Source organism: Faecalicoccus acidiformans (assembly GCF_014202635.1).
Classification (GTDB): Bacteria; Bacillota_I; Bacilli_A; order Erysipelotrichales; family Erysipelotrichaceae; genus Faecalicoccus; species Faecalicoccus acidiformans.
Genome location: NZ_JACHHD010000015.1, coordinates 1 through 18,769 on the forward strand (window position 1 = coordinate 1; position 18,769 = coordinate 18,769).

The following is an 18,769-nucleotide window of genomic DNA, read 5'->3' on the forward strand; positions in this document are numbered from 1 at the left end:
GTAGATAAAACCACATAAATCAATCAGAGTATTAAGGTTTCATCTATATAGTACAAAAGGTTAGAAAGGAAATTGATATAAATGTGTGACAAGGTGCATTTGTATCATACAAGGAATATAATGAAAGAAAAACGTAACTTGGATATTAGAAACAAATTAAAGGAGACAGAAATCTATCTTTGGGAGGTAGCAGACAAATTAGGGATAAGCGAAACTCACTTTGTCCGCAAAATGCGTTATGAACTGCCAGAAGAAGAAAAAGAAAAGATTTTATCTATCATTGATGAGATTGTAAGGGAGCGTAGATAAATATGAATCAAGACAGACGGATAGATTTTCCTAAAAACTTAATTATGCTTACTAGAGAAGATGTTGGATATTTATTAAAGGCAACGCCTGAAATGGTATCTGTTTGGAATGAATTAGGCATACTTCACGGGATTAAAACTGGAAGAAATATCATGTTTTCTCAAACGGAAGTTGAACGATTTCAAAACGATTATCAAGGTTATGATTTAAGTTCTTACGAAAAGTCTAAGAAAGCTTATGAAAGCCTGATTTTCGAGAATGAGGAAAATTTATGAGAAATGAAATCAAAAATTTGTAGGGTTGAGTTTTGGCTAAGTATAAAGAAAGATACTTTTTACAAGTTGATAGAGGTGTATTTGATTCAGATTATAAAGACCTTACGCCAAGTGCGTGTAAAGTCTATTTCATGTTATGTGAACTAGAACACCGCTTTTGTACTGATGACAGCAATTATTTTTTTAGGACAAATGAAGACCTTGCCGAAGATACAGGGTTAAATATTTCAACTGTGAAAAGGGCAAAAAAAGAATTAGTGGAAAAAAAGTATGTGAAAACATTTCCAATTCATTTTCAGAAAGTTGCCACAAAAACTCGTTCAAAAAAGAAGGTAACAGCATATAGAATTTTAAAAAGAGGTTCAGTGTGAAACGGCCTCTTTTTGTATTATAAAACACATCAAAGGTTGTTTTTTTAACCATTGATTCAAAGGGTGCTTTTTAATCCTCAATTAAAGTGTATTATTAACCCTATGTATGGGCTATTATTTAATCCACTATATAATAATAGAGAATATAAGAATTAAATAATTTAATAATTAGACTTGAGTTTATATAAGATATCGCAAGTAGCTTGTCTTGTCCTTTTTTAGGAAGGACAAAATTTTTATATCGAAATTATATTGAATTGACTTTTGAATATGTTCTAGAATATTAATAGAGTTTTCACAAAAAGGCATTTAGGTTTTGGAGGATATTTATGAAAAAAGTGAATTTATTCTTTTCTGTACTAATTGCATCTTCTTTGTTGGGATGTGCCAGAACGATAGAATTTAAAGATGAAACATCTCATGTCGAATATGGAGAAAAAATTAATAATGATGATATAAAAGGGATGTTGGCTAATCCTGAAGTATTGCCTGAAAAGTATGCAGTAAAACTAGATGGGAAAGATATTGATCATAATAAAATTTATGATATAGGAAATTATACTCTAACTATTGAATATGATGATGTATCGTTAGACCATAGTATTGAAGTCTCTGATACCAAAGCTCCCACAATAACACAAAACACATCTGACATTGAGATTAACAAACAGATTGATTTGAAATCTCTATTTACTGTAAAAGATGAGAATTCTGTAGAATACTCTGTCGAAGGGAATGTGGACTTTGCTAAAACTGGAACATATACTATTACAGTAAAAGCAGAAGATAGTGAGGGGAACAAAACTAATTCAGATTTTGATATAAGAGTTCGTGATTATAAGGCAGAAGAGGCAGCCAAACAAGCAGAAGAACAGAAAAAAGCAGAGGAAGAAAGAGCGGCACGTGAAGAAGAATTGGCGGATGATGCGGAGAACGCGGCTTATGATTATATAGCTTTATATTATCCTGATATTTCGTTTGGCGTGGATGAAATGTTGCAATCATACACTACAAATATGGGAGATGAATATGTTGTACAATTTCCATGTAAGATTGAAAACGTATTTGGAGAAGAAACAAGACATTCTTTAGTTGTATATGTTGCAGTAGAGAATAATGAGATAAAAGGTGTATCAAGAATCGCTCTAGATGGAGAACAAATCAAATAAGGTTATCAGTCCGTTATGAAATCATGACGGACTTTTGTAATATTTTTCCATATATTTTTTTGGATTATTTTTTGATATTTTAAAAGCATTAATCAAAAAAAAGGGGATACCCCTATATGGTTTCTTGGCTTTCTTTCAGTTTTCATCATATTGAACTGTATAAGAGGGGTATTTAGAAATTTGAGAGCCTAGAAAGTCTGTTGCGTTTTTGAAATAATATACAGATTGTTTTATAGGTGTCTACAGGTCCATTTGAGAGCGATTTTGATTTGCTAGTATAACCATACTAAAGACTCGATAATGGCTTATCATAACTTCTGAACGAGCTTATATGAGTTATTCAGTTATTCGACCAGATTTAATTAAAAAGCGAGACAAAACTGCCTCGCATTATATTTACTAATATATTGTATGTTATTTGGTTCTGATGCCCTTTGCGTACCCTAACAGATATGCATTACCAATAGCATAAAAGAGTAAATCATTGATTGAAGTATTACTGTCTTTGCTTTTTTCTTTGGCACTATCAATGATTTCGAATACCTCTGTCATAGATAATTGTTGTCTGTTTTTGATTCTAGTTCTTCCATATTCAATTTTTTGATTGGTGTTCATAATATACCTCCTGAATTCGCAACGCCATTCGCAACGCCATTTGTATATTTTTGTCTCGACTTATAGCAGTTTATAACTTATGTATTTTTTAATAAGTCCTTTATATAAGCTTGTATCAACTTGTAACTATTATGATATTTATGTACTCTTTACGCCTCCGAGGACGCCATTTTTATTTTGAATCGTTGATAAAACCTCTTGAGTATTCCTTCTATAAGGGTATCTGGTAAGAGGTTTTTTTATTCACACAACATCGGTGTTTGTGTGCTCACTTTTTATTATACATCACAAGATCTAGAAACCCAATTTGAAAAGCAGAAAGTAAAATTGACACTGAATTTTTAGGATTTGTATAATAAGAAAAAGAAAGAAGAGTGTGCTCATGCAAAATGTATTAGGGTATGAAAAACCATCTAAATTACTAAAAAGCTTTGCCATCCCGAGTATTATCTCCATGTTGGTCAGTTCGCTTTATAATATCGTCGATCAAATTTTTATCGGGCAAGGAGTCGGTTATTTAGGAAATGCGGCTACCAATGTCGCATATCCTTTGACGACGATCACCTTGGCTATTTCTTTGTTGATTGGGATTGGTTCTGCCTCTCGCTATTCCTTGTATTTGGGAGCTAAAGAAGAGCAAAAGGCACGCCATGTAATTGGAAATGGTGTTGTAGCGATGCTGATTAGCGGATTTCTCTATCTTGTTTTGGTTTTTTTGTTTCTTCAGCCATTGATGAAAGCATTCGGTGCGACTGAACAGATATTACCATATGCTCTGGAATATACATCGATCACGACACTTGGCGCTCCTTTTCTGATTGGAACCAATGTTTTCAGCAATATGATTCGAGCAGATGGAAGCCCCAAATATTCAATGTTCTGCATGGTCATTGGTGCCTTGATCAACACTGTTTTGGATCCTGCATTTATTTTTGTTTTTGATATGGGTGTTGCCGGGGCTGCCTGGGCAACCGTGATTGGACAAGTTGCATCATTTGTGATGGGAGCCTTCTATTTTAAAAACTTTAAACAAGTCCACATGCATATTAAGGATTTTCGCTTTTCTTTTTCTCAGACCTTACAGACAGCAGCAATTGGAATCAGCGCCTGCATCAATCAATGTTCGATTCTTTTAGTACAGGTGATTCTGAACAACTCTCTTGTTTATTATGGTCAGTTTACTGAGTATGGGCAGGAGATTCCCTTGGCTGCCTGTGGAATTGTAATGAAGGTCAATGCGATTTTGCTGGCTGTGATCATCGGCATATCGCAGGGGACGCAGCCTATTGTTGGATTTAACTATGGCGCTAAACAATATGGCCGGGTTTGTCAAACATTGAAATTGTCATTAACTTGTGCTTTGAGTGTATCGGTAATAGGATGGGCCTCTTTCCAATTGTTTACACAGCCGATCCTTTCTTTATTTGGAACAGGAGAAGCTTTGTATTTTGAGTTTGCGATACGATTTATGAAAACGTTTTTGATTATGACTTGTGTAATCGGAATCCAAATCGTGTCGTCTGGATATTTTTCGGCTGTAGGAAAACCAGTAAAAGGGATGATCTTGTCTTTAACCCGACAAGTAATCTTTTTCATTCCGTTGGTTTTGATCCTGCCGCATTTCTTGGGGTTAGACGGTATCATGTACAGCGGACCTATAGCGGATTTTGTAGCATTTATTGTATCTACCATTTTTGTGGTTCGTGAATGGCGACATTTAAATCATTTACAGAAAGCGGAGAATTATGAATAAATATAAGAGTTTTGTTATAGTTGGATTTTGTTTGTCTTTGGCATTGTGTGGATGCTCCTTTGCCGAACCAAAAGGAATGGCAGAAGACCAGGCTTTGAGTGCTGAACAAAAAGAATTTGATGCTTACTTAGAAGATCAGTTGGTTGAAACTTTGGAAGGGGATTATTATACGATGCATTCACTTGTGCAAGATCCATCTTCCTTGGGAATCGATCCTTCTTCAATCGAAAAGACATGGGGTCGTTTTGATGAAAAGACGATGGAAGAAGATCGTGCAGAGATTGCAGAGACTTTGGAGGAATTAGAGAGCTTTTCTTATGAAGAGCTGACGACTTCTCAACAAGATACGTATGACACATTTGTTTACCAGATGAGGACTTCGCAAGAACTCAGTGATGAGCGATTTGATTATATCGCATCTTTGTTTTCTCCGATGACAGGGATTCAAGTCTCTTTGCCCACGATCTTTTCGGATTGGGAACTGTATACAAAACAGGATGCACAAGACCTCATCTTGATGATGGAAGATGTAGATGATTATATTCAAAGTGCATTGGACTACACATACATCCAAGAAGAACAGGGGATGCTTTGCCTTTCATTCGAAGAGATCCGATCTTATTGTGAACAGATTCTTTCTCAGGGAATAGAGAGTTCTGTTCTAGATTCTTTGAAAGAAGAAGTAGAAGATCTGAATCTTTCCAAGCAAGAATCGGAAGACATTCAAAGTGAATTAGAAATGGCATTTCAAGATTCATATTTAAAAGGCTATCAACTGATTATGAATGCGATGGATGATTTAGAAAAAAATGGAGAAAACCACAGCGCGGGTTTGGCCTCATTTGCAGCGGGAAAAGAGTATTATTCTGCTTTGATGCATTCTCAAATCGGATCTATGCGATCTGTTGAAGAGGTGCAGGAAATGATGTCATCTGCCTGTCTGGATCATCTTAGTTCAGCAATGGAACTTTCCGATGCCGCTATGGGAGTTTATTTTTTAGATACCGTATATCAAGATTATGAAGAGATCATAGAAGATGTACAAAATAAGATGAAAGACGATTTTCCGGAGATTTCTGCTAAAGAATACCAGATTCAGGATATGAAAGAAGATATTGCTACTGATAATGGCGTAGCAGCATATTATCAGATTCCGACCTTAGATGGAGATCAGACAGGTCAGTTGCGTGTCAATCCTCTTAATGATGGTATTTCTAGTATCGATACTTATATGACAGTTTGTCATGAGGGTATGCCTGGGCATATGTACCAGTATAACTATACTCGCGAAAATTTAAACGAACCCGTTCGCTGGTCTTTGTTGACGAACACAGCTTATCAGGAAGGCTATGCGACCTATGTGGAACATTTTGTATTGCGCTATTTGGATAATGATGCTCGAACATTGAAGTTTTATAGTGAATATATGCTTTCCATATACGATGCCTTGATCTTGGCGGATATTGGAATCCATTATGAAAACTGGGATTACGCCACTTGTGCTGCCCAAATGGAGACTTATGGCTTGACAATGACTCAAGAGCAGTATGATCAGCTATTGTATACACCATGTGCTTTTCAGCCTTATTACGTTGGCTATGAAGAAATCGCATTGTATCGATCACAAGCTAAAGATAAAGAAGGAAAAGATTTTTCAGAATATGATTTTCATACAGTGCTGCTAGAAGCTGGTGCTGCCAGTTTTGATGTTACTCAAAGACATATCGATTCCTATTATGGATCTTAAACAACCATAAGATGTTTTTCATTAAAAGTAAAAGGAGAATTCATCCTGTCCCTCGAAACTGGGCCATCCGGCTAGGAGGGACTTTTTTTGATGAAGGTCTAAAAAGAGATGGTCCCATATATACAGAGTACGAGAGATATTGTATCTGCTTCCCGTATTACAATGCCGAAAGAACGATGTTCGTAATCAAATAAAAAAGGCTTAATTCGTCTGGACAGATATTAAGCCTTATTATCAAAAATAATTTTGGTTTGTTTTGAACGTTTACTCAAAAGAAACTTGCGGAGCCTCTTGGGCTTCATCAGAAGCTTCGTAAGGATCGATCGATTCGAATCCCATTATTCCCGCAATCAGATTATTTGGAAATTTACGAATGGTCGTATTGTATTCTTGTACAGCTTCGTTATATTCTTCACGCGCAACACTGAGACGGTTTTCAATTCCTTCCACACTCGTCATAAAATCCGACATCAATTGAGTACTTCCCAAATCAGGATAGGCTTCGATCGCAATTCGAATATCATCTAAGAGTTGCGAGGAAGCTTGATCTGCTTGTTCAAGTTCACTGGCAGAAGCGTTGGAATCGATGGTCATATTGCCCTCTTCATCGATCGATACTCCTTGAATACCGCTCCGCAAAGCAGTGATCTCCTGGTAGACTTCACTTTCATGGTCCATGGACCCTTGAACACTGGGCATCAATTCGTTGATCTTATCTAAACGCGACTGTAAAGAACTTTGGATGTTGGCTTCTTTTGTGGTTACATTTTCTTCTAATGAGATCATGTTATTGTAGGGAGCGATAAACAAGCCTCCGATCAAGACAACGATGACACCGATGACGACCAGAGCAATACTCCATTTTGGAAATTTTCTATTCTGCATGCTTCATACCTCTTTTCTTTTTTATTTACCAGCTTCCGCCAGCTCCTCCGCCGCGGCTGGATCCACCGCCCCCGCCACGGAAACCTCCAAATCCGCCAGAACGAGGAAAACCGCCCATATAGCGCCTTCTTCGTCCGGATGACAGAAGGGAACCCCATAACATAGCTTCTAAAACAGCATCGTCATCCCGTGATGTGGATGCGTGGTTTTTACGGACGACTACGTTAATGTAATCTTTTTTTGTTGACTCTAACCTCTGTAAAAAGATTTTAGTTCTTCCAACTTTATGGGCATGGATCTTGCCGGAAGGTTCTACACTGACAATACGAGAATCCTGACTGGAAATCAAGATGTTCTCTTGGGAAAAGTCATAACCGCGAACACGAAGCTCTGTTGTTTCTTCTGGCTGCAAAACGATCGTAGAAGAGGGTTGGATGCGTTTTTGATATGCGACGAAGGCGATCAAGACTAAAATCATGCCGATCGGAATCAAGGCGCTCCAATCAATCGCTGCTGCGGATGCATCTTGATTTCGTTCTGTCTTTAAACTGCCTTCTGAGATTCCTGATTCAATGGTTTCAATTGTGTGGGTATAGAGAGATTCTATCCCTTCGGTATAGTTTTCGTCCTGGAAACTAGGCACAAGATAATCGGTTTGTAAATGTTGGCTGGTGATATCGGTCAAGACAGCTTCTAAGCCTCTGCCTACTTCCATATAACGTAAACGGTCATCGATGCTGGCTATAAAAAGTACGCCATTATCGAGATCTTTGTCGCCTAACTCATAGTGGTTGAAAGTCTCATAAGCCACTTTTCGGATATCGGGATTTTCCAGATTGGATTCAATAATAAAAACAACTTGACTTCCTGTTTCTTCTTCAAAACGAGCTCCCATTTCGTTGAGTTCTTGTTCAGTGGAATCATCGATCACATTCGCGTGATCTGTAATGTAATTGTCAATGGTCAAGATCGATTCTTGCGCTCGGACGGAAAGCGGGCACAAAAGGAAGAATAAAAAAGGAACCAGTGCAAGGGTATTTCGTATGTTCATAATGATTTCCTTCTGCTTGGATTATAACATAGAAACAGTGCTGTTAAAAACCAGTGTAAAATGCTCCTTTTTTGCCATTTCCTTAGATTGATTCTTAGATTCAGTTATGGTAAACTTTATATGTTTCGCTAGGAGGTATGATGAATTCCTATTATCAGTCTTTCTTTGAGGAAATCAAAAAAAGAATCGAAAGGAATCAGTATCAGGAAGCGTACGATATGATTCATCAGGAGATCGCACTTCCTTATGTTCCTAAGGATTGTTTAGAGCTCTTGGAAACGTATAGAGAAATGTGTCTGGATCATTTGTGCTCATCGACTTCATCGATGAATACAGAAAAAATCGTCAACTGGATCCATGGAAGTCTTTCGCAACAGGAAAACGCAATTCCTTATTTGCGTTCATTGAACCTTCGCCAGTATTTGGATGAGGTACAAGATCTTTTGAATTCTAAGATCAGTCAGCAGCGCAAAGGAGAATTGATTGAATATCTGATGGAACAAAAGATCGACGTTGCATTCACAATGGAAAAAGATGGCTTGCTGATTCAGTTTGTTCCCAGTGTGATCTTGTCGCAAGATGAGGATTTGGTGATTCAGGAGGTAATGCAGTATTTTGAAACTTGGTTTGCAAATGAGGACCCGAGTTTTCAAGCCTTTTGTTTTTCGTTGATGGAACAAGAGGTTATATTGCGTCGGCCGTTTGATTTTACTGAAGAGGAACCACTTCCTTTGGCAAAAGCCATTGTACGTTTAGTAGCGCAGGCAATGATGCGAATGGATGAATATCAATGCTTTGTACAAGCACATCAGTTAGACAAAGTTCCAGATTTGGTATTATGTATTGAAGAAAAGGAGAATTCAAATGGAAACGAAATGGACATTGAATGAGCATTCAACAGGAGAGCTAGAAGTTGTAGTAGACAAAGAAAGCTGGCAGAAAGCTCAAAAGAAAGTTCTAAACAATTTGAAAAAACAAATGAATTTGAAAGGGTTCCGTCAGGGACATGTTCCGGAAGCTTTGATTCGCAAACAAATTTCTAAAGCCGGTTTACATGAATTCGCTGCAGAAGAAGTTGCGAATGAAGCCTTGGCTAAAGGAATCGAAGAAACTAAGATCGAATTAGTAGCTCGTCCTACGATGGAATTGAAAGAAGCCGATGACGAAAAGGCTGTTTTAGTATTCCATTGTACTGTCATTCCTGAAGTTACTTTAAAAGAATATAAAGGATTAGATATCCATAAAGAAGAAGTTAACGTAACAGATGAGGATGTCGAAGAAGAAGTAAAACGCATCCAAAATCGTTATGCAGATTGGGTTCTTCGAGAAGAGGAAGAAGCTGCACAAAACGGTGATCAGGTCGTAATCGATTATGCCGGTACGATCGATGGAGTTCCTTTTGAAGGCGGATCCGCTGAAAATTATCCATTAGAACTGGGTTCAAATACGTTCATCCCAGGATTTGAAGATCAGTTAGTGGGTGTAAAAACGGGAGATGAGAAAGACGTTGTAGTTACTTTCCCGGAAGATTACAACGCAGCTGATTTAGCAGGTAAAGAAGCTGTCTTCAAATGTACAGTTCACGACATTAAATATAAAGAGCTTCCAGAAGCAAATGACGAATTGATCCAGAAGTTAAAACGCGAAGGAGTTGAGACTTTGGAAAAATTCAAAGAAACGACAAAGGAAGATCTTACAAAACGCCGTGAAGAGCAGGCGGAACGTGCTTTTGAAGAAGCTTTGATCGCCAAAGTTTCAGAAGATGCGGAAGTGGAGATTCCTGAAGTTATGATTGAAAATGAGATCAATCGTTTGTTCCGCAACTTCGAAAATCAGATGAGTCAGTCTGGCTTTACCGCAAAACAGTATTATGAAGCAACAGGTCAGACAGAAGCAGATTTGAAAAACATGTTGAAACCAGATGCTCAACATAATGTCAAAACGATGCTTGTATTAGAAGCTGTTGTAAAACAAGAAGGTATTGAAGTTACAGAAGAAGACATCAATAAAGAATATGAAAACATGTCTAAGACTTACGGCATGGATGTAGACCGCATCAAACAGATCGTCTCTGCAGACAACATCCGTTATGACTTAGCGCAACAAAAAGCGGTCGACTTGATTAAAGCTTCTGTAAAATAGTATAATGAATTCACAAAAAAGGCGCGTAGCGTCTTTTTTAAAAGTTAAAGGAGGTTTTAAAAATGAGTCAAACATATCCTTTGATTTGTACTCGGGGAGTAATACTTTTTCCGGATCAGGAGATCGTCATTGATGTAGGAAGAGAAGCTTCCTTGAAGTCAATTGAGAATGCACAAGACAATTATGAAGATAAAGTGGTTTTGATATCACAGATCGATATGCAGACCAATGATCCTACTTGGGACGACATCTATAAGGTGGGGACACTGTGTGAGATCCGCCATATACGTCGATTTGATAACTTTTTACGCATCAAATTCAAGGGCTTGGATCGAGTTCGTTTGAATCAATGGGAAAAGGGCAGTTTGAGCGACATTGCACAAATCGATATCTTGAACAGTTTCCGCCAAGATGAAATGGAAGAAGTGGCACTGGTCCGCATGATTGCCAGTGAGTTTGAAGAGATGGGCAATGCGGAAAAATTCTTCTCAAAAGAATTGGTCATTGAATTATCAAAAGGCGTGGGAGCCGATATGCTCAGTGACAAAGCCATTCAAGTTTTCCCAATCTCTACAGAAAGAAAACAAAAATATTTGGAAACTCTCGGCATCAATGATCGCTTGGAAATGCTTCTGCAAGATATGAAAAAAGAAAAAGAGATGTCAGAAGTTGAACAGAAGATCAACCAGACTGTCAAAGAACGTATCGACCAAGGGCAGAAAGATTATTACCTTCGCGAAAAGATGAATGCGATTCGTGAAGAATTAGGAGATGTAGCTGCCCAAGACCAGGATGCGGAAAAGATTCGTCAGCGTTTGGAAGAGAACCCATATCCAGAGTATATCAAGGAGAAGGTTTTGGAAGAACTGCGCCGTTATGAAATCTTACCAATGGCTTCGGGAGAAACCGGAGTGATCAAAACGTATATCGATTGGCTGATGGATCTTCCCTGGTGGCAAGAAACCAAAGATAACGAAGATCTCAATGCTGCACAAAAGATTTTGGATGAAGACCATTATGGATTAGAAAAAGTCAAAGAAAGAATCTTAGAGTATTTGGCTGTCAAACAAATGACCAATTCTTTAAAAGCGCCGATCTTGTGTTTGGTCGGTCCTCCAGGAGTCGGAAAGACTTCTTTGGCAAAGAGTGTAGCTCGTGCCTTGGACCGCCATTTTGTCAAAATCTCATTAGGCGGTGTTCGAGATGAAGCAGAGATTCGCGGACATCGAAGAACTTATTTAGGGGCTCTGCCTGGGCGTATCATTCAAGGAATGAAAAAAGCAGAAGTTATCAATCCCGTCTTTTTGATTGATGAGATCGATAAAATGGCCTCCGATTATAAAGGAGATCCTTCTTCGGCCATGTTGGAAGTATTGGATCCGGAACAGAATTCTTTCTTTTCAGATCACTACATTGAAGAAAACTATGATTTGTCAAAAGTTCTCTTTATTGCGACAGCTAATTACTTGGAGAACATTCCGCCGGCTTTGCGTGACCGCTTAGAGATTATTGAATTAAGCAGTTATACGGATATTGAAAAGATCAATATTGCTAAGGGTCATTTGTTGACAAAACAATTAGAGGAAAATGGACTAAAACCTTCTCAATTAAAGATCAGCGATAAGATGTTGTTGTATCTGATCCGCTACTATACTCGAGAAGCTGGAGTCCGTCAGCTTGAACGTACGATTGCTACCATTTGCCGAAAAACCGTCTTAGCGATTTTAAAAGACGGTAAACGCTCAGTTTCTTTGAATAAGAAGCTAGTTCATGAGTGGTTAGGCAATGAAAAAGTAGACTATGGGAAAAAAGAGAAGAAAAACCAGGTTGGCACTGTGACAGGGCTTGCCTATACCAGCTTTGGCGGCGATATCTTACAAATCGAAGCCAATAAATTTGATGGTCATGGGAAATTGATCTTAACGGGTCAGCTTGGGGATGTCATGAAGGAAAGTGCCAGCATTGCACTGGACTATATCCGTGCGCATGCTAAAGAATACCATATTGATTCAAGCGATTTTGAAAAATTGGATGTTCATGTTCATGTGCCGGAAGGAGCTGTTCCGAAAGACGGTCCTAGCGCCGGGGTGACGATGACAACAGCTCTTGTGTCATGCTTTTCCAATATTCCAGTTAAAGCCAATCTTGCGATGACTGGAGAAGTCACTTTACGAGGCAATGTATTGCCGATAGGCGGATTGAAAGAAAAGTCTCTGGCAGCTTATCGAAGCGGTATTGATACGATCTTAATTCCGAAGGGAAATGTCAAAGATCTTGAAGAACTTCCTCAAGAAGTGAAAGATGCGGTGACTTTTATTCCTGTTTCCAATGTGAAACAAGTTTTGAGTCACGCTTTGGTTCAATAACATGAAAGCTGAGTTTGTGATCAGTGCCGCTGGCAAAGACCAGTGGCCTGATTCTACATTGCCAGAAGTCGTGGTCGTAGGACGCAGTAACGTCGGGAAAAGTTCTTTTATCAATGCTTTGACGAACCGGAAACGGTTGGCTTATGTCGGAAATACACCGGGGAAAACCCGATTGATCAATTTCTTTGCGATCGATGATGCCTGGATGTTAGTCGATGTTCCTGGCTATGGTTATGCCAAGATGTCCAAAACGATGTTAAAGAAGATGGGGGAGCTCATGGAAGAATATTTTTCTGAGCGAAGTGTCTTGGCATTGGCGATTCAATTGGTTGATGCACGCCATGATCCAACGCACGATGATATGGATATGATCGATTATTTTAAGGCCTTGGGGATTCCTATCTTGTTGGTAGCGACAAAAATTGACAAGGTTCCTAAGACAAAACGAATCAAAGCACTGAAAAATCTATCGACAAAACTGCAACTGCCACTTTCTGAGATCTATGGTATCAGCAGTACGGAGAAGCTTGGTTTGGACGATGTCTACCATGCGATACAAGCGAAAATATTGTAAGGTCCTCTTTGAGAGAGGCCTTTTTTTTAAACAACTCTTGTGTTACACTGTTAATATGTTTTTTTAAAAACAAAAGGAGATTAACATGAGCGGATTTTTTGGTGTAGCTTCAAAAAAGAGTTGTGTTTTAGATTTGTTTTTTGGTACGGATTATCATTCTCATCTAGGGACTCGACGAGCCGGGATGACGACTTATGGAGAGACTGGGTTCAGCCGTGCAATCCATAACATTGAAAACAGTCCTTTCCGTACGAAATTTGATAAAGATTTGGAAAAGTTTGAAGGAAATCTTGGAATTGGATGTATTTCAGATTTTGAGGCTCAGCCTTTGTTGGTGCACTCTCACTTAGGAAGTTTTGCTTTGACAACAGTTGGCCGAATCAACAATCTTGAAGATTTGAAAGAGCTTTGTTTCAAAAACGGAATGACTCATTTCTTTGAGATGAGTTCTGGAGGAATCAATCCTACCGAACTGATTGCTGCTTTGATCAATCAAAAAACGAGCATTTTGGAAGGAATACGCTATGTTCAAGATGTAGTTGACGGAAGTATGAGTCTTCTCATTTTGACACCGACGGGAATTTATTGTGCTCGTGATAAAGTAGGTCGTACACCAATCATTATTGGAGAAAAAGATTCTGGTTATTGTGCTACATTTGAAAGCAGTGCATTTTTGAATCTGGGATATCATCATTATAAGGATCTTGGCCCGGCAGAAATCGTTTTTATGTCACCGGAAGGGGTCGAAGTTTTGCAGGAGCCAGGAGAGAAGATGAAGATTTGTTCTTTCTTGTGGGTCTACTACGGCTATCCTACGAGTACATATGAAGGAATCAACGTCGAATGTATGCGAAACCGATGCGGTGAGATCTTGTCCACTCGCGATGAGCATACCGATATTGATAGTGTAGCGGGTGTTCCCGATAGCGGGATTGCTCATGCGGTTGGATATTCCAATGCGACGAAGATTCCATTCTCTCGTCCGTTTATCAAATATACGCCTACTTGGCCTAGAAGCTTTATGCCGACAAGCCAAGCTCAGCGCAATATGATTGCGAAAATGAAACTGATTCCGGTACAGGAACTGATCAAAGATAAACGTCTGTTATTGATTGATGATTCGATCGTACGAGGAACACAATTAGGAGAGACAACGGATTTTCTGTATCAGTCGGGGGCCAAAGAAGTGCATGTTCGTCCGGCTTGTCCTCCAATTCTCTTCGGATGTAAATATTTGAACTTCTCGCGTTCGAGTTCCGAAATGGATTTGATCACGCGTCGTGTGATCAAAGATTTGGAAGGAGATCCTGTCAGTGAAGAAGTCTTAAAAGAATACGCGAATCCAGACAGTGAAAGATATCAGAAGATGTGTGAAGAGATCCGTCGTCGTTCGAAATTTACGACTCTTCGTTATCATCGCCTGGACGATATGATTAAATCGATCGGTTTGCCAAAATGTAAATTATGCACCTACTGTTGGGATGGTGAGGAGTAATGGATCCCATTTTGGATCGCTGCAGTATTCGCCACTTTAAAGACCGAAAGCTTACTGAAGAGGAGATTCAAGCGTTATTAAGAGCGGGATTTAGTGCACCTTCGGCAAGAAATCTCCAGCCTTGGGTGTTTGTTGTGATCGAAGATTCTATCAAGATCCAAAATCTGCGAAGCTTTTCTCCCTATGCGGGTCCGTTAGAGAGTGCGCCGTTGGCAATTCTTGTTTGTGCGGATCAGCATGTTAATCCAAGCTTAGATTATTGCCAGCAGGATTGTGCGGCGGCTACGGAAAATATTTTGATCCAAGCTAAAGCGATGGGATTGGGGAGTTGCTGGTTAGGAGGATATCCGAATCCTGAACGTATTGATAAGATTCGCGAATGGATCGATCTACCTGAATGGCTCATGCCTCTTTGGGTTATCGCAATCGGGCAACCCGATGAAAAAGAAATCATAAAAAACAAATGGAATGATCAAAAAATAATAAGGCTTTGAAAAAGCCTTATTTTTTAGTGGATAAGAGATAGTATTCAGTATAAATTTTTAACGCTATACTGGAAACAACATTACATAAGAGTTCTTCTTCTTTGGAACGATAACGAGGACTTAATTCATTCAAATTACCTTTTTCCATGACTTCGTGCAAATAGATTTCAAGATAAGAGGAAAACTTGTCATAAGCTTCTACATAATTTGAGTTCTGCATGCGGCTTTGAACTTCGATTAACTGAGCGATCTCTGTCAAAGTAAAGACGCGTTTTAAGATACAGACCACGATTAGATAAGCCATGTGTTTGGCATTATAGTGTTTTTTGATCGGAGGTTCCAAAATGCTGTGCTTAACATAATTATTGACCATACTGTTGGTTAGAATCTTTTCTTCCTGAAAATAAAGAGGCTCCAGGTATTTTGTGATGCATGCGATCAGCTGATCCATATAGAGCTCAAAGTCAGGGAGATCACTCCATCGGGGGCAAGTAAAATGAAGCAGTTCTTCTTTGATCTGTCGGGTTGTTTTCATGACATAAGTTTAACATAAAGATAAAAACCAATCAAACTAGATTTTAAAACTAGATATATTGACTTTAAAAACTCTTAATGGTACTTTAGAAATAGAGAAACCGAGGAGGATATCGAATGTTACAGATCGTTACGGATTCATCGACCTTATATTCCATTCGTGAAGGGGAAGAAAAGGGAATCACTGTGTGTCCGCTCCATGTCAATATTGATGGGAAAAGTTATCGAGATTTTGAAGATCTCACAAGCACAAAATTATTGAAGTTTATTCAGGAAAAGAAAGTTCCAAGCACATCGCAACCTTCGATTGGTGAAAAAATCGATACTTACAATCGTCTTTCAGAAGAAGGGGAAGTTTTAGATATCACAATGGCACAAGGGTTGAGTGGAACATATGATAATGCCCTGTTGGCAAAAAGCCAATGCGATCATCCGGAAAAAATCCATATCTTGAACTCAAAGACATTATGCGGACCTCACCGTTCATTGGTTGATCGGGCCATCAAAATGAAAGAAGCTGGAGCTTCATTAGAAGAAATCAAAACCGAACTGGAGAAAGCCAGAGAGACCGACATTTCTTTCTTGATCCCTTTTGATTTTCAGTTTTTATTACGTGGCGGCCGAGTTCGCCAGATAGAGGCAGGTTTAGGCGGATTATTGAAGCTGCTCCCTGTTATGAAACGTCAAGAGGATGGAACTGTTCTTGTGAAGTTTACTGTGACGCGTACATTTAAAAAAGCTCTTCGTTCTATTTTAGAAGAATTTGATAAACGCAATGTCACCGACGCATATACATTTTATATTACCCATGCCTTTAATGATGAATTGGCTTTTGCGGCCCAAAAAATGTTGCGAGAAAAATATCCGGAAGCCAAGATCGTCATCTATCCTTTGTCTCCGACCTTTATTACTCAAGGAGGGCCTGGGTGCATCGCAATCCAAACGATTAAGATTTAAAAAGAAATCCGGGATCACTGTGATTCCCGGATTTCTTCTATTTGTGCTAGCCATAAATCACGGCAGGCATCACTTGGCATTCGCCAATCTCCTCGCGGAGAAAAGCAGATTGAACCCACTTTGACACCATCTGGCATGCAGTTTCTTTTGAATTGTTGTGTAAAGAATCGCGAATAAAACGTTTCTAAAGCCTTTAGTATCGTTTCCTTATTTGTGGCTGGAAAGGCAATCTGGCAAAGTGCAAAGATTTTTTCTGGAGATTCGTGGAAGCGCAACATATGATAGAGAAAAAAGTCATGCAGATCATAAGATCCCAGCACTTCTTCTGTTTTTTGGGCGATTTTTCCATCCGGGTCCGGCGGTAAGAGCTCCGGAGATACGGGCGTCTCACAAATATCGATCAAAACCCGCCAGAGATCTTCTTGACCATTCTTCCGGGCTTGCAGAGCGGCACTTTCCACAATGTAGCGAACTAATGTTTTCGGTACGCTGACATTGACGGCATACATGCTCATATGATCTCCATTATAAGTACACCATCCTAAGGCCAGTTCACTCAGGTCTCCCGTTCCTACGACAAAACCGTTATATTGATTGGCTAGATCCATTAAGATCATCGTTCGCTGTCGAGCCTGTGAGTTTTCATATGTGATATCGTGTTTTTGCGGATCCTGGTGGATATCCTTGAAGTGCATGTTTACGCTAGGCACGATACTGATCTCTTCGCTTGAAACATGCAGCAGGTCCATTAAAGCATGAGAATTGGATTTGGTGCGTTTGGTCGTTCCAAAACCCGGCATGGTAATCGCATGGATCCCTTTGGGATCTAAGTGCAACATTTCAAATGCTTTATGACACACCAACAAGGCTAAGGTAGAATCTAAGCCTCCGCTGATTCCTAATACGACGCTGGTACCGTGAATTTTTTTTAGACGTGTTGCAAGACCTTGTGCCTGAATTTGCAAGATAGCCTGACAGCGCTCCAGCCTTTTTTCTTTTTGTGTCGGGACAAAAGGGTAGGCATCGATAGATCGCTTCAATTCGATGGATTCAATAGGACGGCTGTAGAATTCTATTCTTTGAGTGGGGCCTGCGGCTTCCTCTTGGCTTGTTTTGATGTGGATGCGGTCTTGCTCTAAGTGCTGCAGATCGATCTCTGCCACGATGTAATCAGACGGATCTTGGAAAGTCGATTGAGCTAGAAGTTTTCCATTTTCCGCAATTATGTCATGGCCGCTGAAAACAAGATCGCTGGAACTTTCGTCCGGACCGGCACTGGCATAAATATAGGCTCCATAAGTCTTGGCACTTTGTTGGATAACGAGATCACGACGATAGTTTTCTTTAGCGATAATCTCATTAGAAGCACTGCAGTTGCATAAGATGTTGGCGCCTTTTAATGACAGACGCGAGCTGACCGGAATTGTCACCCAAAGGTCCTCACAAATCTCAACTCCAATGCAGGCCGATGTCGTCTTATCTTGAAAAAGAATTTGATTTGAGACCGGAACCTCTTTTCCACAGAGGTTGATCGTCGTGTTTTCAGGAAGCTCTTTACCGGAAGAAAACCAACGTTTCTCATAGTATTCGTTATACATCGGAATATAAGTCTTGGCATAAATACCTAATACCTCGCGATCAAAGCAAACGGCAGCACAGTTATAGAGCTTGTTTTCAATCACTAACGGGAGGCCCACGATCACGACTCGATTGGTCGGCATATGAAGAAGAATATCTTCTAGCGCCTGTTGACATCCTTTCAGCAGAATCTGTTCATAGAATAGATCCTGGCATGTATAACCGCTCAAACTCAATTCAGGAAAAACTGCACATTGAGTATCCTCAGGCAACTTGTAAAGCAAGTCAATGATTGCTTGGGCATTGGCTTTAGGATTTCCGATGGATACAGGCGGGGTGCAGGCTGCTACTTTATAATAAGAAAAACGTTTCATCGTATAATATACAGCGATCCAGGTTTGAAATCGTTGTGTTCCTTTCTTCTTTATAACCTGTTTATTGTTCAGTAACTATAGTATACAAA

At 39.3% G+C, this 18,769-nt stretch carries 18 protein-coding genes; 13 read left to right on the forward strand and 5 right to left on the reverse strand.

The window, feature by feature from the left end; genetic code table 11:
• Positions 1 to 120 precede the first annotated feature (120 nt).
• The 4 genes from HNQ43_RS07285 to HNQ43_RS07300 all read left to right on the forward strand — a co-directional run bounded on the left by HNQ43_RS07285 (position 121) and on the right by HNQ43_RS07300 (position 2,124).
• Complete coding sequence (locus HNQ43_RS07285; protein ID WP_183376343.1) at positions 121 to 309, forward strand: hypothetical protein; 189 nt, start codon at positions 121 to 123, stop codon at positions 307 to 309.
• Positions 310 to 311: 2 nt separating this feature from the next.
• Entirely contained in the window at positions 312 to 584 is a 273-nt protein-coding gene (locus tag HNQ43_RS07290) for a DNA-binding protein (RefSeq protein ID WP_183376345.1), read from the forward strand.
• Positions 585 to 616: 32 nt separating this feature from the next.
• Positions 617 to 955: a helix-turn-helix domain-containing protein gene (locus tag HNQ43_RS07295; RefSeq protein ID WP_183376347.1), complete on the forward strand. Its 339-nt coding sequence runs from the start codon at positions 617 to 619 to the stop codon at positions 953 to 955.
• Positions 956 to 1,284: 329 nt separating this feature from the next.
• Positions 1,285 to 2,124, forward strand: coding sequence for a DUF5011/hyalin repeat domain-containing protein (locus tag HNQ43_RS07300; protein ID WP_183376349.1), 840 nt, complete (start codon positions 1,285 to 1,287; stop codon positions 2,122 to 2,124).
• A 414-nt stretch (positions 2,125 to 2,538) separates the two neighbouring features.
• Here HNQ43_RS07300 and HNQ43_RS07305 read toward each other — a convergent pair whose 3' ends face one another.
• Positions 2,539 to 2,739: a hypothetical protein gene (locus tag HNQ43_RS07305; protein WP_183376350.1), complete on the reverse strand. Its 201-nt coding sequence runs from the start codon at positions 2,737 to 2,739 to the stop codon at positions 2,539 to 2,541.
• A 382-nt stretch (positions 2,740 to 3,121) separates the two neighbouring features.
• Between HNQ43_RS07305 and HNQ43_RS07310 the strand changes: the two genes are divergently transcribed.
• Together HNQ43_RS07310 and HNQ43_RS07315 are read left to right on the forward strand one after the other, a co-directional pair.
• The gene (locus HNQ43_RS07310) at positions 3,122 to 4,492 is read left to right on the forward strand and encodes an MATE family efflux transporter (RefSeq protein WP_183376351.1); all 1,371 of its coding nucleotides are present in this window, start codon (positions 3,122 to 3,124) and stop codon (positions 4,490 to 4,492) included.
• The gene (locus tag HNQ43_RS07315) at positions 4,485 to 6,239 is read left to right on the forward strand and encodes a DUF885 family protein (protein WP_183376352.1); all 1,755 of its coding nucleotides are present in this window, start codon (positions 4,485 to 4,487) and stop codon (positions 6,237 to 6,239) included. The genes HNQ43_RS07310 and HNQ43_RS07315 overlap by 8 nt, the downstream gene beginning before the upstream one ends.
• A 264-nt stretch (positions 6,240 to 6,503) precedes the next feature.
• On the opposite strand, the gene HNQ43_RS07320 is transcribed toward HNQ43_RS07315, so the two are convergent.
• Both HNQ43_RS07320 and HNQ43_RS07325 read right to left on the reverse strand, forming a co-directional pair.
• Positions 6,504 to 7,124 carry a LemA family protein gene (locus HNQ43_RS07320; protein ID WP_183376353.1) on the reverse strand — a complete coding sequence of 207 codons (621 nt, stop codon included), beginning with the start codon at positions 7,122 to 7,124 and terminating at the stop codon, positions 6,504 to 6,506.
• Between the two features lie 25 nt (positions 7,125 to 7,149).
• On the reverse strand, positions 7,150 to 8,175 hold the full coding sequence (locus HNQ43_RS07325) for a TPM domain-containing protein (protein WP_183376354.1): 1,026 nt from the start codon (positions 8,173 to 8,175) through the stop codon (positions 7,150 to 7,152).
• 137 nt (positions 8,176 to 8,312) lie between these two features.
• Here HNQ43_RS07325 and HNQ43_RS07330 point away from each other — a divergent pair, with 137 nt between their 5' ends.
• From HNQ43_RS07330 to HNQ43_RS07355, 6 genes are all read left to right on the forward strand, one after another.
• Positions 8,313 to 9,065, forward strand: a complete 753-nt coding sequence (locus HNQ43_RS07330; protein WP_183376355.1) for a DUF3196 family protein — start codon at positions 8,313 to 8,315, stop codon at positions 9,063 to 9,065.
• Entirely contained in the window at positions 9,040 to 10,317 is a 1,278-nt protein-coding gene (tig, locus tag HNQ43_RS07335) for a trigger factor (RefSeq protein ID WP_183376356.1), read from the forward strand. Before HNQ43_RS07330 ends, tig begins: the two co-directional genes overlap by 26 nt.
• A gap of 62 nt (positions 10,318 to 10,379) precedes the next feature.
• Positions 10,380 to 12,683 (forward strand): endopeptidase La, encoded by a 2,304-nt coding sequence (lon, locus tag HNQ43_RS07340; RefSeq protein ID WP_183376357.1) that lies wholly within the window; start codon positions 10,380 to 10,382, stop codon positions 12,681 to 12,683.
• Between the two features lies 1 nt (position 12,684).
• Positions 12,685 to 13,257, forward strand: a complete 573-nt coding sequence (gene yihA / locus HNQ43_RS07345) for a ribosome biogenesis GTP-binding protein YihA/YsxC (RefSeq protein WP_183376358.1) — start codon at positions 12,685 to 12,687, stop codon at positions 13,255 to 13,257.
• 85 nt (positions 13,258 to 13,342) lie between these two features.
• Positions 13,343 to 14,752, forward strand: coding sequence for an amidophosphoribosyltransferase (locus HNQ43_RS07350; protein WP_183376359.1), 1,410 nt, complete (start codon positions 13,343 to 13,345; stop codon positions 14,750 to 14,752).
• A complete protein-coding gene (locus HNQ43_RS07355; protein WP_183376360.1) occupies positions 14,752 to 15,246 on the forward strand; it encodes a nitroreductase family protein in 495 nt (164 codons plus the stop codon). Before HNQ43_RS07350 ends, HNQ43_RS07355 begins: the two co-directional genes overlap by 1 nt.
• A 7-nt stretch (positions 15,247 to 15,253) precedes the next feature.
• Here HNQ43_RS07355 and HNQ43_RS07360 read toward each other — a convergent pair whose 3' ends face one another.
• Positions 15,254 to 15,772 (reverse strand): DUF1836 domain-containing protein, encoded by a 519-nt coding sequence (locus HNQ43_RS07360; protein ID WP_183376361.1) that lies wholly within the window; start codon positions 15,770 to 15,772, stop codon positions 15,254 to 15,256.
• A 116-nt stretch (positions 15,773 to 15,888) separates the two neighbouring features.
• On the opposite strand from HNQ43_RS07360, the gene HNQ43_RS07365 reads away from it, so the two are divergent.
• Positions 15,889 to 16,728 carry a DegV family protein gene (locus tag HNQ43_RS07365; RefSeq protein ID WP_183376362.1) on the forward strand — a complete coding sequence of 280 codons (840 nt, stop codon included), beginning with the start codon at positions 15,889 to 15,891 and terminating at the stop codon, positions 16,726 to 16,728.
• A gap of 14 nt (positions 16,729 to 16,742) precedes the next feature.
• On the opposite strand, the gene HNQ43_RS07370 is transcribed toward HNQ43_RS07365, so the two are convergent.
• Positions 16,743 to 18,680, reverse strand: a complete 1,938-nt coding sequence (locus tag HNQ43_RS07370) for an NAD(+) synthase (protein ID WP_183376363.1) — start codon at positions 18,678 to 18,680, stop codon at positions 16,743 to 16,745.
• Between the last annotated feature and the right edge of the window lie 89 nt (positions 18,681 to 18,769).